At 36.8% G+C, this 14,867-nt stretch carries 13 protein-coding genes and 1 pseudogene; 5 read left to right on the plus strand and 9 right to left on the minus strand.

Annotation, left to right across the window (positions count from 1 at the left end; genetic code table 11):
* Positions 1-31 precede the first annotated feature (31 nt).
* Both ssuE and JKP73_RS07980 read left to right on the plus strand, forming a co-directional pair.
* The gene (gene ssuE / locus JKP73_RS07975) at positions 32-583 is read left to right on the plus strand and encodes an NADPH-dependent FMN reductase (RefSeq protein ID WP_021291876.1); all 552 of its coding nucleotides are present in this window, start codon (positions 32-34) and stop codon (positions 581-583) included.
* Between the two features lie 105 nt (positions 584-688).
* Entirely contained in the window at positions 689-1,465 is a 777-nt protein-coding gene (locus JKP73_RS07980) for a class I SAM-dependent methyltransferase (protein WP_021291875.1), read from the plus strand.
* A gap of 15 nt (positions 1,466-1,480) precedes the next feature.
* On the opposite strand, the gene JKP73_RS07985 is transcribed toward JKP73_RS07980, so the two are convergent.
* The 4 genes from JKP73_RS07985 to JKP73_RS08000 form a co-directional block, all read right to left on the minus strand.
* Positions 1,481-2,548 (minus strand): glycosyltransferase family 2 protein, encoded by a 1,068-nt coding sequence (locus JKP73_RS07985; RefSeq protein ID WP_200411106.1) that lies wholly within the window; start codon positions 2,546-2,548, stop codon positions 1,481-1,483.
* 94 nt (positions 2,549-2,642) lie between these two features.
* Positions 2,643-3,170, minus strand: coding sequence for an NTTRR-F1 domain (locus tag JKP73_RS07990; RefSeq protein WP_200411107.1), 528 nt, complete (start codon positions 3,168-3,170; stop codon positions 2,643-2,645).
* Positions 3,171-3,277: 107 nt separating this feature from the next.
* Positions 3,278-4,270, minus strand: a complete 993-nt coding sequence (locus JKP73_RS07995; protein WP_200411108.1) for a glycosyltransferase family protein — start codon at positions 4,268-4,270, stop codon at positions 3,278-3,280.
* A 28-nt stretch (positions 4,271-4,298) separates the two neighbouring features.
* The gene (locus JKP73_RS08000) at positions 4,299-5,960 is read right to left on the minus strand and encodes a nucleotide sugar dehydrogenase (RefSeq protein WP_234447081.1); all 1,662 of its coding nucleotides are present in this window, start codon (positions 5,958-5,960) and stop codon (positions 4,299-4,301) included.
* Positions 5,961-6,215: 255 nt separating this feature from the next.
* Between JKP73_RS08000 and JKP73_RS08005 the strand changes: the two genes are divergently transcribed.
* Both JKP73_RS08005 and JKP73_RS08010 read left to right on the plus strand, forming a co-directional pair.
* The gene (locus JKP73_RS08005) at positions 6,216-7,328 is read left to right on the plus strand and encodes a DegT/DnrJ/EryC1/StrS family aminotransferase (protein ID WP_200411109.1); all 1,113 of its coding nucleotides are present in this window, start codon (positions 6,216-6,218) and stop codon (positions 7,326-7,328) included.
* Positions 7,322-8,386: a Gfo/Idh/MocA family protein gene (locus tag JKP73_RS08010; RefSeq protein ID WP_021291869.1), complete on the plus strand. Its 1,065-nt coding sequence runs from the start codon at positions 7,322-7,324 to the stop codon at positions 8,384-8,386. Before JKP73_RS08005 ends, JKP73_RS08010 begins: the two co-directional genes overlap by 7 nt.
* Before the next feature lie 159 nt (positions 8,387-8,545).
* Here the strand turns inward: JKP73_RS08010 and JKP73_RS08015 are convergent, their stop codons facing one another.
* Complete coding sequence (locus tag JKP73_RS08015; RefSeq protein WP_200411110.1) at positions 8,546-9,094, minus strand: GNAT family N-acetyltransferase; 549 nt, start codon at positions 9,092-9,094, stop codon at positions 8,546-8,548.
* Positions 9,095-9,196: 102 nt separating this feature from the next.
* Between JKP73_RS08015 and JKP73_RS08020 the strand changes: the two genes are divergently transcribed.
* The gene (locus JKP73_RS08020) at positions 9,197-9,976 is read left to right on the plus strand and encodes an aminoglycoside adenylyltransferase domain-containing protein (protein ID WP_200411111.1); all 780 of its coding nucleotides are present in this window, start codon (positions 9,197-9,199) and stop codon (positions 9,974-9,976) included.
* A gap of 25 nt (positions 9,977-10,001) precedes the next feature.
* Here the strand turns inward: JKP73_RS08020 and JKP73_RS08025 are convergent, their stop codons facing one another.
* From JKP73_RS08025 to JKP73_RS08040, 4 genes and pseudogenes are all read right to left on the minus strand, one after another.
* Positions 10,002-11,135, minus strand: coding sequence for a Ger(x)C family spore germination protein (locus JKP73_RS08025; protein WP_160807263.1), 1,134 nt, complete (start codon positions 11,133-11,135; stop codon positions 10,002-10,004).
* Positions 11,136-12,593: a spore germination protein gene (locus tag JKP73_RS08030; protein ID WP_021291865.1), complete on the minus strand. Its 1,458-nt coding sequence runs from the start codon at positions 12,591-12,593 to the stop codon at positions 11,136-11,138.
* Positions 12,580-13,677, minus strand: coding sequence for an endospore germination permease (locus tag JKP73_RS08035; RefSeq protein ID WP_021291864.1), 1,098 nt, complete (start codon positions 13,675-13,677; stop codon positions 12,580-12,582). Before JKP73_RS08035 ends, JKP73_RS08030 begins: the two co-directional genes overlap by 14 nt.
* Positions 13,678-13,830: 153 nt before the next feature.
* Positions 13,831-14,698, minus strand: a pseudogene (locus JKP73_RS08040) (SDR family oxidoreductase).
* Positions 14,699-14,867 lie beyond the last annotated feature (169 nt).

A 14,867-nucleotide genomic window follows, 5' to 3' on the forward strand; every position in this document is an offset into this window, starting at 1 on the left:
GCTATTTCATTATCATAAAGGAGAGATCAACATGAATGAAATTGCTATCTTGTCGGGAAGTCCTTCCAGTCCTTCTCGTTCAGATCAAGTATTAAATTATCTTGGGAGTATATTGAATCAGAATGGTTTTTCGATTACTTCTATCTCTGTAAAAGATGTTCCTTATGAAGATTTATTTACTGGGAATTTTAATAGTCAAGCCATTACCTCCATAGCTCAAACCCTTGAATCCGCAAAAGGAGTCATTGTAGGTTCTCCGGTTTATAAAGGAGCATATTCAGGAGTGTTGAAAGCTTTACTGGATGTTCTTCCGCAAGATGTTCTTAAACATACGCCTGTTTTACCTGTTATGACTGGAGGAAGTATGTCGCATTTGCTAGCTATTGAATATGCTTTAAAACCAGTATTAGCGACATTAAAAGGTCATAATTTAAAAGGGCTGTATTTTTTAGATAGCCAAATCGATAAATTTGCGGACGTTCCTATTATCGAAGAAGCTTCATTGGAAAGAGCTTCAAAACAAGTGCACTATTTTATAGAACTTATTCAAAACCATCAAGGTGTAGTTCATTCATCTTCATAAGTGGTGAAATGATGATTTGATTTATTTATCCCTTTCCATTATTAATCGCTATTATATTTATTTTAATTAATAAGCTATACTTTATGGAAAAGGGAGGTAGTCGAAATGTCGATGAATTTTCATGATGATAACATGAAAATGACATACGCCAGCAGAGAAGCAGATCCGTCTTGGCTTCAAATTGTGAAGGACATTATAACTCCAACAAGTGTCATTTATGCTGCAGATATTGGATGTGGTGGTGGTATTTATACGAAGGCTTTATATGAATTAGGAATTAACAACGTTATTGGGATTGATTATTCAGAAGCGATGCTGGCAGGTGCTAAAGAGAATTGCAAGCAGTATCCGATGATTCATTTAAGAAAAGGGCATGCATATCAAACGCATTTACCAGATAAAAGTGTCGATTTCGTACTCGAACGGGCACTTATCCATCATTTAGATGATCTATTTGCTTGCTTTACAGAAGCTTCTCGTATCTTAATGGATGATGGCGTCTTGCTTGTACAAGATCGTACATTAGATGATTGCCTGAAAAAGGGAACGCATCAGCATATAAGAGGCTGGATTTTTGAGATGTTTCCTCAGCTAAAGAAAGTGGAAGAGAGACGTCGTATTTCTAGCGTGGATGTGAAAAAGGCATTATTTGATGCAGGCTTTAACCATATTACTGAAACAAAATTGATGGAAACACGGAAGATGTATTCATCAAAACAGGAACTGTTAACAGACATTCAGCAAAAGAATGGTCGCTCAATTTTACATTATTTAAATAATCATGAAATGGATCGCTTGCTTCTGTCTTTAGACAAAAAAATTGTAAGTATGAGGCCAATAATCGAAAAAGATTATTGGACCATTTGGAAAGCACAAAAGTAATCGGCTATGTTTGTTTTATTTTCCCTTTAGCAAAGTCTGGTGAAAGCGTAATAGTTCATCGTTTGGCCGGTATTCCATAGCCTTATTATTATGATGGGCAGCAAGGTCGAATGCTTGTAGATTATAATAACAAATACACAGTTGTTGATGTGGGTACCAAGTGGAATATGCCGGGTAAGAAAAACCCCAAGAACTTTTAGGTTGTACCACACGTAATGCTAGTTCATACCAAAAGATAGCTAACAGAAATTCTCGTTTCTTCTGAAATAAAAGGCCAATTCGACTGCAGGCTTCTGATCGAGCTGTTTTTGAAAAACCAAAAGATTGAAATAAAGATTCTAGTGCAAGCTCAGCTTCATTTAAATAATAAAAACAGTCCGCACGAAAAATACAGGCAAATATTTTTTCTTCAATCCAGCCATATTTCATATTTATTCCATTTGTATACGCTTCTATCGCTTGTTGATAAAAACCATTTTCACGTAATTCATTGCCATAATAAAAGTAGTCTCGTTCCGTAAAGCTTCTGCTCTTACAAATCATTGCTTCATAGATATGGAGGTTCCGACCATAGGCATGTGCATTCTTTTTATGTGAAACTGCAATATCCGAATGAAAAATTTTTCCTCGTACTTGAAGATAATTATGGCAATCGCCAAACCATTGGTATTGCTTCCTCCGTTTTACTAACCGATTTCTTCGATATTGTAACGTAACGTTTTCGTATTCATCTATTCCAGCTAGATATATCATCGATACGGCATCAAATTCCGGATTTAAATGCTTCTTTAAATGAAATAATTTTTCTTGTTCCATTTTGTCTATAACGTCATCTGCATCTAGATAAAAGATATAATCTTTCGTAGCATACGAAAATGATTGATTCCTTGCTTCACTGAAATTATCGGTCCACTCAAAATGGAAGACGCGATCCGTGTATTTTTTCGCAATTGCAACCGTATGATCATTAGATCCTGTATCTACAATATTAATTTCATCAACAAGATGGGAGATCGAATCAAGACAGCGTTCAAGCACGTGCTCTTCATTCTTTACAATCATACAAAGACTGATGGTAACCATTATCTTCTTCCTTTCATATGGTGTAGCAAGAAGTTTGTTATAAAAAAGAAGATACTCTGTAGGGGGAGCATCTTCTTTGATTGTAACGATGGAATTAATATCCGGTTGTACCTTCTGGGCCAGTTGGACCTGGAATATCCGGGTTGCTATCAAAATCTAATAATGCCACATCATCAACCAATATGCTAGAAGATAAAAAGTTACCTGATTGTTTGCTTATTTGAACAATTGCTTGTGTTGCTGTTTCGGGTACGATATCTGTTGTGTGATAAATTTCTGTCCAATTACTAGATACAGCATTTGGCAAATCGCCTTGGCTGATTTCTACGAATAATCCATTCGTAATAACAGCATTATTTTCATCTAGAAAATCAACAACTAACGTGACGCGAGGATTACTTAAAAAACGGGTACTAGACAACGATGCAAGCAGTTGGAAGTTTTGTCCCGGAGCAACTGGAACGGTTTGGCTAATGCTTGCTGGAGAAGTACCTCCACCCAATTTAGCAGATGCATTTCCGGTGTGAGAATAGAACTGAGTAATTGTACTATTCATTATTTCCCAGGACTGAAAATCACCGGTTTCAAATCCCCCATTAAGCAATAAATTATTAACAGTCAATCGTGTTCCTCCTCTGATAGATTAAATTTTTATTCCCTATACGTTATGCAAATAATTAAACCTTGTTCAGGCACTAGCGCCAGATAACAAGTACATTTTATAGAATTTTAATAGGTTATAATCTCTTGTATCGCTTTTAAAAATTGCTTTGCACGCTCTTCGTTTGTGTGATGTGAATGAATAAACGTATAGCCATTCTCAGTAATTCGCTGTCTCTCTTGGTCATTTTCTAGATAGTACGCTGTTTTTTCTTCGATATTTTCAACGGTACATGCTACAAAGTTTTCACCATCTTTAAATCCTAAATCAATAATATCTTTGTTGGACTCAGCTAGTAATAGACTTTTACATGCTGGTGCTTCAAAGAACTTCAGGACGGCAACACCACCAGTCTCGTTCCTACTACCGCATGTGAAAAAGATTTTCGAACGATTCAGTTCTTTGGCGTATTTTTCATTGACAATCAGTTGATCAGATTGTTTTACGCGATGCCCTGGATGGGGGTGGAGCACAAAACTAGGTTTATCACGCATTTTTTGAAATACAGCATCTCGAAAGGCATAGCGTCCTTCTGGAGGGATTTTCTTAGGGAGCGTATAGTTGCCTTTGTTGGACTCATCCATGTAAACTAATCCCATTAATAATGCGTCAATATCCTTTTTTAGCCCCCAATCTTTCATAATTTCTGGATTTATCGCCCATGGCAGCCATCTGAATTTACCTCGGTAGTGTGGGAATACGTTGAGAAAGGGATGCTTCGTGGCAGAGAATATGAGATCGATTTCGGCCGCTTCGAAGTATTTCATCCGTTCCTCAGGTTTCCAATGTAAGTCAATGATAAAACAGCCTTTCGGAATCGTGGTCTGGTCTAATCCTTCAATATTTGGGGCTAAACCATAGTTCCATGCAATATCATAATGAAAAATAAAGTCAGGCGTAACGTCTAACTTTGACATAATATCATTGATATGGCCATCCGTATGCCAATAGTATACATCTGCAAACTGTTCCAGTGCCTTCACTGTGTCGATCTTTGGCTTATGCTTTGCATAAACCCAAAACGGTTTAATTAACACAAGTATTTTTAATTTTTGATTCATTTGAAAGACTCCTTTCCTGTTATTTTGATTAAAGCTTCCAATAGATCCCTTGATTAGCAACCGATGCAGGGAGGACACCTTTGATATCCATCATAATACTTCCCTTATTTGTAAGTTTGCTAAAGTCTAGTGTGTGAAATACGGCGTGGGGTACACTGAAGATAATTACATCGGCTGGAGTTAATTGGTTTAATGGAAGGAGGTCCATATCATAATTATTTTTGAATACAACTGGATCAGCTAATGGGTCACATACTTGCATATGAAATTCAAGTGCTAGTAATTGATCAAGGATAGCTAGTGATTTGGAATTTCTCGTATCAGTAATGTTTTCTTTAAAAGTGATACCTAATAGAATGACGTTCAAATCCTTCAAATTAAATTTATGTTTCACTACTATCTGAAGCAGCGATTGAACGATATAATCAGGCATTCCCTCATTCACTGTACGGGCATTTGATAGAAACGTGGGATGATAGCCATGTTGCTTTGATTGATAAATAAGATAGTATGGATCAATACCAATACAGTGACCACCAACTAAACCAGGAGTATAAGGATTAAAATTCCATTTTGTTTTAGCTGCTTTAATTACTTCACTTGTTTCAATTCCAAGTTTTCCAAAGATAATAGATAATTCATTCATATAGGCAATATTGATATCACGTTGCGTGTTTTCAACAATTTTAGCTGCTTCAGCAACTTTGATACTAGAAGCTTTATAAACAGAAGCATCTAAAATACTGGCATACAAATCATATATTCGATTACACACGTGTTTCGTCTGACCAGCGACTACTTTATTGTTTGTTTCAAACGTGTGCTTATCATCACCTGGATTTATTCGTTCGGGGGAATAGCCTACAAAAAAATCTATTCCTGACCGCAGACCTGATTCTTTCTCTAGTATAGGAACACAGATATCTTCAGTTGTGCCTGGATAGACGGTAGATTCATAGATAATCGTTGTATCCTTCGCTAAATGTTTACCGATTAACCTCGAGGCACTCTCAATAAAAGTCAGATCTGGTTCATCGTTCCATGTGATGGGTGTTGGTACAGCAACAATGATATAACGACATGTTTGAAGTGCTGTTCCTTTATCTGTATAACAGATATGAGCAGCAGCTAATTGATCACTGGAAAATTGTCCACTGGGATCATGATTACACTGTAAAAGCGCAAGTTTTTCCAGATCTACATCAATACCGGTAACGTTGTATTTCTTTGCAAAACCGAGTGCTACCGGAAGTCCAACATACCCAAGACCTACGACAGCTATTTGATCTGAACACTGCAAGTAAGGTGTAATGTTTTCTTTGACATAGACTTCTTTAGGAGGATGCTCGACATAATGGTCGATCATTCGTTTTAAAGCTTGAAGAATTTCAGCTTGAGATTCATCGATTTCCTTATTCCTATTTAATAGATCAAACCAATGATCAGCTAGATAGATGTCGATCATTGACTGATCAGCGTAGTTTGTATTCGGTTGAATATCGTAGCTGGACAGAGAAGAACGAATAATAAATAGCTGGTTCGATACTGGATGAGTGATAATCACTAATTGCTGCTTCCTATTTCGATCATTAGTAGGAAGAAGTGTGGAGACAGTTCTTTCTACTTCCGTATCACATTCAATTAATTCAAGGTTTTTCTGACGAAAGAAATAGATGATTTTTCTCTTCATCGGACTATTAGTGCCGATGATATAGTGTTTGTTTTTTTTGTCGAACATAATCCTTATCCTTTCAGTTGGAATGTATTAATGGTATATGCGTTGCTCTAAAGGGTTGTTCTAGGTTAATAGAAAAAAGGCTTCCTTCTATCATGAAGTTGTCTCATCGACAAAAGCATATTTCATCTTGGTTATGGTAGAAGCCGTGTTTGTGGTAAAGAAGGAGCATAATCTACTAGGAGCAAAATAAAGAAAAGGAAGATGAAGATGATTCCGATTAGCAACCCTAGAGGACAGTTAGAGCAAATACAAACCGAAATTGAACAGACAATAAGAACAGTGATCGAGAGTGGATCCTATGTTATGGGTCCACACGTGGAACGCTTAGAACAAGAATTTGCAAAGAAGATAGGTGTTACAGAGGCAATTGCTGTTGCCAACGGTACCGATGCGCTTGTACTTACTTTGCAATCTTACGGAATTGGCAGTGGTGACGAAGTTATCACAACACCGTTTAGCTTCTTCGCCACGGCAGAAAGTATATCTAGAGTTGGTGCAACTCCAGTTTTTGTAGATGTTGATCCAAAAACCTATACTATTAATCCACAGAAGATAGAAGATAAACTAACTCCTGCAACGAAAGCAATTATGCCAGTTCACTTATTTGGTCAGCCAGCAGCAATGGATACGATTAATCAAATTGCTAATTACTATGGTTTAATCGTTGTTGAAGATGCCTGTCAAGCATTTGGAGCAACTAGAGGTGGTCAAATGGTAGGGAGCTTAGGAGATGCTGCCTGTTTTTCGTTTTTTCCTACAAAAAACCTTTCTACCATAGGGGACGGAGGCATCATTACAACTTCAGATAACAAGATCGCTAAGCGAATTCGTTCCTTACGAATGCATGGAAGTAGCCAGAAATATTTTCATGATGAAATTGGTTTTAATAGCAGACTAGATGAGATTCATGCAGCTGTTATTCTAGTATGTTTGAAATATATTGATGGATGGAATAACCGTCGCATCGAATTGGCGAAGAAGTATTATCAAACATTAGCACCTCTTACTTGTATGAAACTTCCATATGCAGATAAGAAAGGGGAACATACCTATCATCTATTTTGTATAGCTTCTTATCAACGAGATAAGTTGAAAGGTTTTCTAGATAAGCAAGGCATCCAAACCGGGGTCTATTATCCATGCTGTATTCACTTACAACGAGCTTACCGAGAGCATGGGTATCAAGATGGGGATTACCCAATCGCTGAGGCTTTAGCAAACACCTTGCTAGCAATTCCATTGTTTCCTTCCATGACAGAACTTGAGCAAGATAGCGTAGTTCATGCCTTAGAAGAATTTGAGGTGGCGCAGTCATGGTAGGTGTGGGTATCATCGGCTGTGGTTATATTGCCAAAAAACATGTTGCATCCATTGCAAACTGCAAAGAGTTAACATTAGCAGCTGTAAGTGATTTGCAAGTCGATCGGATGGAGGAAGTTGCTAAAAGTTATCGACAAAAGCAGTCGAATGAAGTGGCTCCTATAACAATCTATGAAGATTATCATAACCTTCTTCAAGATTCACGGGTAGAAGTAGTTATTGTTTCGACTATTTCAAGCCTGCATGCCCAGATTGCTATACAAGCACTGCAGCATAAGAAGCATGTAATTATCGAAAAACCGATTGCACTGTCATTGCAAGAAGTAGAGGAAATGATTAGGTTAGCTGAACAAAAAGACCGAAGAATCTTCGTTTGTCATCAACTACGTTATCGTCCTTTCATGCGTAAGTTGAAATCCTTCATCGAGAAGGGGTACTTTGGTGATATCTATTTAGGAGTAGCTACATTACGACTTCATCGTTCCCAAGCATATTATGCGTCATCACCTTGGAAGGGCACATGGGATAAAGATGGTGGAATGTTACTAAATCAAGGAATTCATATGGTAGATTTATTACTTTGGCTTTTAGGTGATGCTACATCTGTTTATGGGGAGATGATGAATACCAATAAGAATAAAGAAACAGAAGATATTGCAACAGGAATTCTATCTTTTGAAGGACAATCCAAAGGATTAATTGAAGCGAATACCATTACTAAACCAAGTAACCAAGGTTACTATTTGTCATTATTTGGAGAAGAAGGATCTATTATTGTTGGTGGGGAGCATTTCAATGAAATTATTCACTGTTATAGCCAAACCCATCCAGAAGCTATACAAGCGTTAGGGAATACAACGAATGATAGGAACGAGCATATGTATATGTATCAAGACTTTATTCGAGCGATAAAAAAACAGGAAGATCATTTAATGACTGCCTCTGAAGGAAAGAAAGCATTGGAAGTTATTTTTGGAATGTACCAGTCAGCGAAAGAAGGTAAACCAGTTCGCTTCCCTTTAAATGATTTTCGCACAGAATGGATGCATGATTGGTAACATAAGTGATATGGATAAATTAGTAGAGAAGCGAGTTGCTAGTGTATGATTAATAGATTGGAAACGAATTTGATCAAACAAGAATTTCTACCATTTCAACAAGCATCGTATGAATAGGAATCGTCGATGCTTGTCCTGTTTCTCGTAAGAGGAAATGAACTAAATCGTCCTTTGTAAATCTGCTTTTACTAATCCAAAAACATCATGGTCTACATAACGGTTATAAAGCCATTCCGCTTTTCGTAATCGGCCTTCTTTCTGAAAACCAAGCCGCTCCGGAATAGCAGCACTTTTTTTATTCTCTGTTGCTACACGAATTTCTATACGATTCAATTGTAGATGTTGAAAGCAGTAGCTAATAATAGCTTGACAGGATTGGGTAATCAAGCCATTTCCCTGATATTGCTCTCCTAACCAATAACCGATGGATGTGGAGCGATTTTCCCAATTAATGGTGTGTAAGCCGATGATTCCAGCCAATTCCCCTTTGTACCAGATACCAGCTTGAAATCCATTATTTGCACTAAATTGTTTAAGGGCAGCATCGATAAAAGATAATGTATGTTGTACTGTTTGGGTATAATCAATCCAGGGTAACCATTTCCGTAAGTGATATCTGGATCTATCTGTCAATATAAATAACGCTTCTGCGTGACGGTGCTCCAATAGTCGTAATTCCGTATCTGGATTCAGTCGGTGATAAAACAATAGATACCCTCCTTTTTGGCTATGATATACTTTATAAAATAACAATCTTTATAATATTATTATAATTGAATGATTAATCGTTTCAATGCCAAGATAAATGAGGTGTCCAAACTGAATCATGCTACCGAAGCTTTGCAGCAATTCAAGTGCTTATGTAAAAACAAGCTCGGGAATAATCTGATTGGTGTATATTTACACGGATCATTAGCAATGGATTGCTATAATCGAACGTATAGTGATATTGACTTATTAGTTATCATCCATCATAACTTGACATCACATGATAAAAGGCAATTCATCAGCGAAATAATTAACATAGAGAACAATCTAGATGTGCGTATCGAAATGAGTATTCTTCTACAGGAATCTTTATTTCCTTTGCAATACCCGATCGCATTTGAATTGCATTATTCCAAAGATCATAGAGCTCGTTATCACAGAGACGCTAGCTATTTATGTGAGAATGGCAAAGATGATGATTTAGCTGCACATATTGTCGTAACACATGAGCGTGGTAAGGCGCTATATGGTGAAGCGATTACCTCAGTTTTCCCTGATATAGATAGAAAAATGTATCTTGCGTCGATTAGGAATGATGTGGCCGATGCTCCCAATAATATTATTTATTTCCCTGTCTATTATTGCTTAAATTTATGCAGAGTGGATTATTTTATGAAAGAAAATAAAGTATCATCTAAAAAAGAAGCAGGTGAATGGGCATTAAAACATCTTCCTGCTCGGCTTCACCATTGTATTGAATTAGCTCTAGATGTATATATTAGTGAAATAGAATTGGAAACCAAATGGGATCAAAAGCAATTAACCGCATTTGCTAATACTATGTTAGAAGCAATTAATCGTAATATACGTGAAAAAAAATAAGCGGCTGTTTATTGGATTCAGCAGCTTACTCATATACCCCTTCTGTCTCTAAATGAAAATCAACCGTTATCCTGTTTAACTTCTCTTTAGTTAATGAGTAATTTTGTAATTGGTCAGGTTTTACCCGATCATGAAATAATTTATTTTTTATGTTGTAGAGGTCGACTCCTTTTTCAACGCCTATTTCATACGTCTCTCGAATTTCTTTCTTCATTTGTTGTCGTACTAAGTTCTCAATTTCTTTCATCGGCAGTTGTTCTTCCAAATCGGTAACGGAGCCAGAAGCTTTAAGCTGAATATTAAATTGAAAATTTTTGTTACCCCGTTTGATTATAAATTTTACAGTAGGTTCTAATATACGTACCGACCCTTTCTTGACATTATCCTCTGTTAGAATATCGATTGTCGTGTTATTTGTATCTTCTTGTGTCCATCGCAGTCCAGGAACTTCCTTAAAGGATAACCATTCTTTACTTTTACCGTCGTTTACAGGAAATACACCATTTATTTCTAAGGTTTGCTTAGGTTTTATGTCTTCTTTTGATTCTTTCCAACTCTTATCGTTAATTGAAATTGAAGGAAGAATCGCTGTTCCGCCAGGTTCCTTGTAAATGGAAACAAATTTATGCATTCGAAGCGGCGCGATATATGAGTATTCGTTAAACATATCTAATGGCTTATATAAAATCGTGTATACGGGTGGTAATTGATAAAATCCAGATAACGACATTATTTCTTCAACTGATTCTTTCGTACCGAACATCCAAGGAGTGTAGCGAAATTGACCATTTTTTCGCAATGATTGTTCTGCATCCGTCACTCCTTTTTCTAATATGGCGTCAGAGTAGATAATGGCACCTATATGTGCCCAATTAACAACCTGTTGTGAGGTTCGATATAAATTATTGACAGCATCATTAATTGTTTTACCCGTAGCTTTTCCAATATACAAAGGGGTACGCTCAGATGTTTTCCCTGACTCTTGTTTTGCTACATTAGAAAAGTCTAACATTTGTACATAAATAATATAGTTATCTTCTTGGTAATCAATTCCTAATGTCGTAATATAGTTAACTTCGCTAATTTGTCTTTCATCCCAACACCCCGTTAAGATAATAAGCAGAACAATAAGCAATATACATGTTTTCACAAGTCTCATTTACTTTTCACCTTGCCTATCGTTATCGATTGGATGTAGAATGGCTGCACGTTCATTTTGGTCGACAACTGGTTTTTTAAGGATAGATTTTAAAACATCTCTTCTAATGAATGGGGAAATCGGACTCAAATAGGGAACCCCGAACGATTCTAATTTGGCTAAATAGCCGAGTGTCAAAAATACACTGATAAAGAAACCAAACATACCAAAAATAGATGCAAACAGGATAGAGGCAATTCTAAAAATCGAGACTGTTCCAAATAACGCCTGATTTCCTAAAGTGAAAGTAGCGACAGCAGTAATTGCTGAGATAACCAACATCGTAGGAGAGGTAAGGCCTGCACGTATGGCAGCGTCTCCAACAATTAATCCTCCTACAACAGCAACAGTTTGTCCTACTGCTTTAGGTAAACGAACACCAGCTTCTCTGAATAACTCAAATAGTGCGAGCATTAGTAATAATTCGATTGTTGGACTAAAAGGTATACCTAATCGTGAAGCGGCTATCGTTGCTAGCAAGGGGAAAGGGATTTGATCCATATTATAAGCGGATAAGGCAACCCAAAATGCGGGTAAAAAGATAGCAAGCATAAACCCTACAAAGCGCAGTGCCAGTTCAAATGTGGCATAATAATAGGGGGTATATGCATCCTCTGAAGAATTAAAGAAATAACCTAGATTTGCAGGCCCAACAACTACATTCGGTACGTTATCAATAAAAATAGCAAATCTTCCTCTTGCCAAGCTTCCTGCTACACCATCCGGCCTTGAAACAGATTCCATTAATGGAAAGAGAGAATAGTGTGAACCGCCAATGATCGGTAATAATTGATTATCACTAGATAAAAAATCAATATCTATCTGATTCAATCTCTCTCTCGCTTTACGAATCATTGGTTTATCTTGGATATCTGTGAAGTATACGAGCTGTACTTTTGTCTTACTTCGTTTTCCGATGGTAAACTCTTCAGCAACAAGTGAATTGGATTTTACGCGTTTTCTTACCAACGCAAGATTCAACGAAATATCTTCAACAAACGCATCCCTTGGACCACGAAGCGACACTTCCGAATTGGATTCTTCAGGAGTACGTTTGGGTACATCTATCGTATTGAAGAAGTAAATCACTTCTGCAATTATAATTGCAGTATATCCATTAAATATTTTTTCCAAAAGAATAGATTCAAGTGCATCTATGTTGGATGTCCATGGCTTTTTTACTGTACAGTTGATATTTTCTAATCCTTTTAAGCCAGTATGATAAAAGGTAGACTGAATATCCGGAAAGATGCTATTAATTAATATATGATGATCGATAAGTCCATTACAATAAACAACGAGCATTGCCTCTTTCTTTTTTGTATTAAATAAGTGATGTTCTTCTACACTGACATCGGAAGTATGGCGAAATAATTCCTTGATAATCGATTGTTTTGCTGGTTGGTTATTTTTTTGCATGAGCTTTGTTCCTCCTTCCATTTGCAATTGCGATTAAGACAGTAAGAATAAAGATAATACATATTCCTAAGATACCGCCACCAATATAATAATAATTAGCTAAGAAAGAAAAAAATGCCTCGTCCGTTATAGGAGCAATTGTAAATAAGATATAGAAAAAACAAATAAATAATTGAACAAATATCCGTTTTGCTCTCGAGTGTATTTGAAGAATTTGAGTAAGGATATATAAAGTTGCTGCTAATCGAATGAAGTTACCCGACAGCCATTGATAAATCGATAAAAAATCCAAGTGATTAAAGTAATTACCTAAACCTAGAATTCGCCATTGGAAAAATGCTGGAAACCGCATTCTTTCAGCTTCTTCTACACCAAATGCGGCAATACTGCCCAACAATGGCCCTGCAGTCAAAATACAAAGGAATAAAATTAGAATAAGCATATGTTTAAATTGAATTCGCTTGATCACTTGATGCTGTAGTAATAGTAATAAAAGAGCAACTTCAATGACCGAACCAAGTGAAAATAGTGCACCTCTAAATACGTCTTTCCAGGTATTTTCAACCAAAACAGGGGTGACTAGCATGTAATCTTTGTCGGGAATTGTGCCAATTGCTACAAAAATGCCAAATATAATTACCAGTGGAAGCAGTACACCTGCACAGATAGCAATGACGTTTAATCGACCATAGGAAATATAAAAGGATGTACCTAATAAAAATAGCGCAATCACAAGATTCGGTGTTTCAAAGAGATAGGTTTCGTCAGTCCACATGGTTGTTTCTTTCAATGTTATCCAGCCAGCAACTACGAAAAATAATAAGAATAGGAGTCCAATAACCCTGCTTAGGAAACGAGAATAATTTGTGGTTAGCCAGTCAAATACAGATGTAGCATTAATCCCTTTGAGGACATATAGAACAACTGGGGAAAAAATAGTAAATACCATGTAACCAATGATTACACTAAGCCACGCATCACGCCCGGCGGCATTTATTAAAATCGGTATAACCAAGACATGATTACTTAATCCTGTAGCTAATAATAAAATAGCAAAAAACTGCGAAATGGAAATCTTACTCATTCAGGATCCCCCAAGAAATGTAGATAATGGTAGTGTGAGGGAAGTATGAATAAATTATTCATTGCACGAAAAGAAGTGAATAGCCAAGTTACACAAAATATTATAAAAAGAGCTTGTTGAGAATGGTTCTCTACAAGCTTTGATAAAACAATCTTATGTTAGATGTTCGTTATAATAATTTCCCCAATGAGGTCGTCTTCCGTCCGCATCAGTAAAATTGTAGATATCGGATAGCTCCCAGGTACTTAATACTTTTCCGGAAAAACGCTGAAAATTAGGATCTAAGCTAAGATGTTTAATTGCTTCACCAAGATAAAAAGGAGTTTCCGATGCGATAAAATGTGGATCTTGCTTTACTCCATCTTGCCAATTATCTTCGGTAACACCGAATAAATCCAGCATCGCTTCTGATCGAAGAAATCCTGGAGTAACGGCACAGGCAGTAATTCTATCTTTTCGCAGGTCGTGAGCTGCTGCACTCGCCATATGAATATTAGATATTTTAGCCAAACTATAATAAAAATTCCCCCGATAGGAATAATCGGTTCCATCGGTAATTTCGATAAGTAATGCTTGATTAGATTTGCGAAGCAATGGTACTGCATAATGAGTTGTTATGATATGAGAAGTAACGGCCTGTTGTAAGAGCTGTAATCCATTTCGTAGATTGTGATCTCCAACAGCAGCCATCCAATCTGTTAATGGATCCCCTCCCCAGACATCGTTAACGGCAATATCTAATCTGCCTTCATTTTGTTGTATTTCTTCAACTAATGCTTGCACTTGTCCTTCGTACGTATGATCAATTTGTAGAGGGACCCCTTTTCCTCCTGCTTTTGTAACCAATTCTGCTGTTTCTTCAATGGTTTCTTTGCGCTTCATCGGTTGACGTATGCTTTCTGGTTGTTCTGCCAGTTACATATACAGTAGCCCCTGTTTCTCCTAGTTTTATCGCAATGGCTCGGCCAGCACCACGAGTAGCACCAGCTACAAGTGCGATTTTTCCGTCTGCCTGCTGCAATTTCATCATTCCTTTCCATAAGATCTATCATTAATGTAGCATGTTTAACTTGACACCCTATGTCATATTCATAAAATAAAATCCACAGCGTTATTGTTAGCCACTGTATTTTTTTGTAAACTTGTAGCAAAGGTGATCCTTTTAGATAAGAAAAATACATCAAAGAAAG

This window comes from Virgibacillus salexigens (genome assembly GCF_014905415.1).
Lineage (GTDB): Bacteria > Bacillota > Bacilli > Bacillales > Amphibacillaceae > Virgibacillus > Virgibacillus salexigens.

Coding starts and splice junctions, on each gene's coding strand:
- ssuE (WP_021291876.1), top strand. CDS start 32: ATGAATGAAATTGCTATCTTGTCGGGAAGTCCTTCCAGTCCTTCTCGT.
- JKP73_RS07980 (WP_021291875.1), top strand. CDS start 689: ATGTCGATGAATTTTCATGATGATAACATGAAAATGACATACGCCAGC.
- JKP73_RS07985 (WP_200411106.1), bottom strand. CDS start 2,548: ATGGTTACCATCAGTCTTTGTATGATTGTAAAGAATGAAGAGCACGTG.
- JKP73_RS07995 (WP_200411108.1), bottom strand. CDS start 4,270: ATGAATCAAAAATTAAAAATACTTGTGTTAATTAAACCGTTTTGGGTT.
- JKP73_RS08000 (WP_234447081.1), bottom strand. CDS start 5,960: ATGAAGAGAAAAATCATCTATTTCTTTCGTCAGAAAAACCTTGAATTA.
- JKP73_RS08005 (WP_200411109.1), top strand. CDS start 6,216: ATGATTCCGATTAGCAACCCTAGAGGACAGTTAGAGCAAATACAAACC.
- JKP73_RS08010 (WP_021291869.1), top strand. CDS start 7,322: ATGGTAGGTGTGGGTATCATCGGCTGTGGTTATATTGCCAAAAAACAT.
- JKP73_RS08025 (WP_160807263.1), bottom strand. CDS start 11,135: ATGAGACTTGTGAAAACATGTATATTGCTTATTGTTCTGCTTATTATC.
- JKP73_RS08030 (WP_021291865.1), bottom strand. CDS start 12,593: ATGCAAAAAAATAACCAACCAGCAAAACAATCGATTATCAAGGAATTA.
- JKP73_RS08035 (WP_021291864.1), bottom strand. CDS start 13,677: ATGAGTAAGATTTCCATTTCGCAGTTTTTTGCTATTTTATTATTAGCT.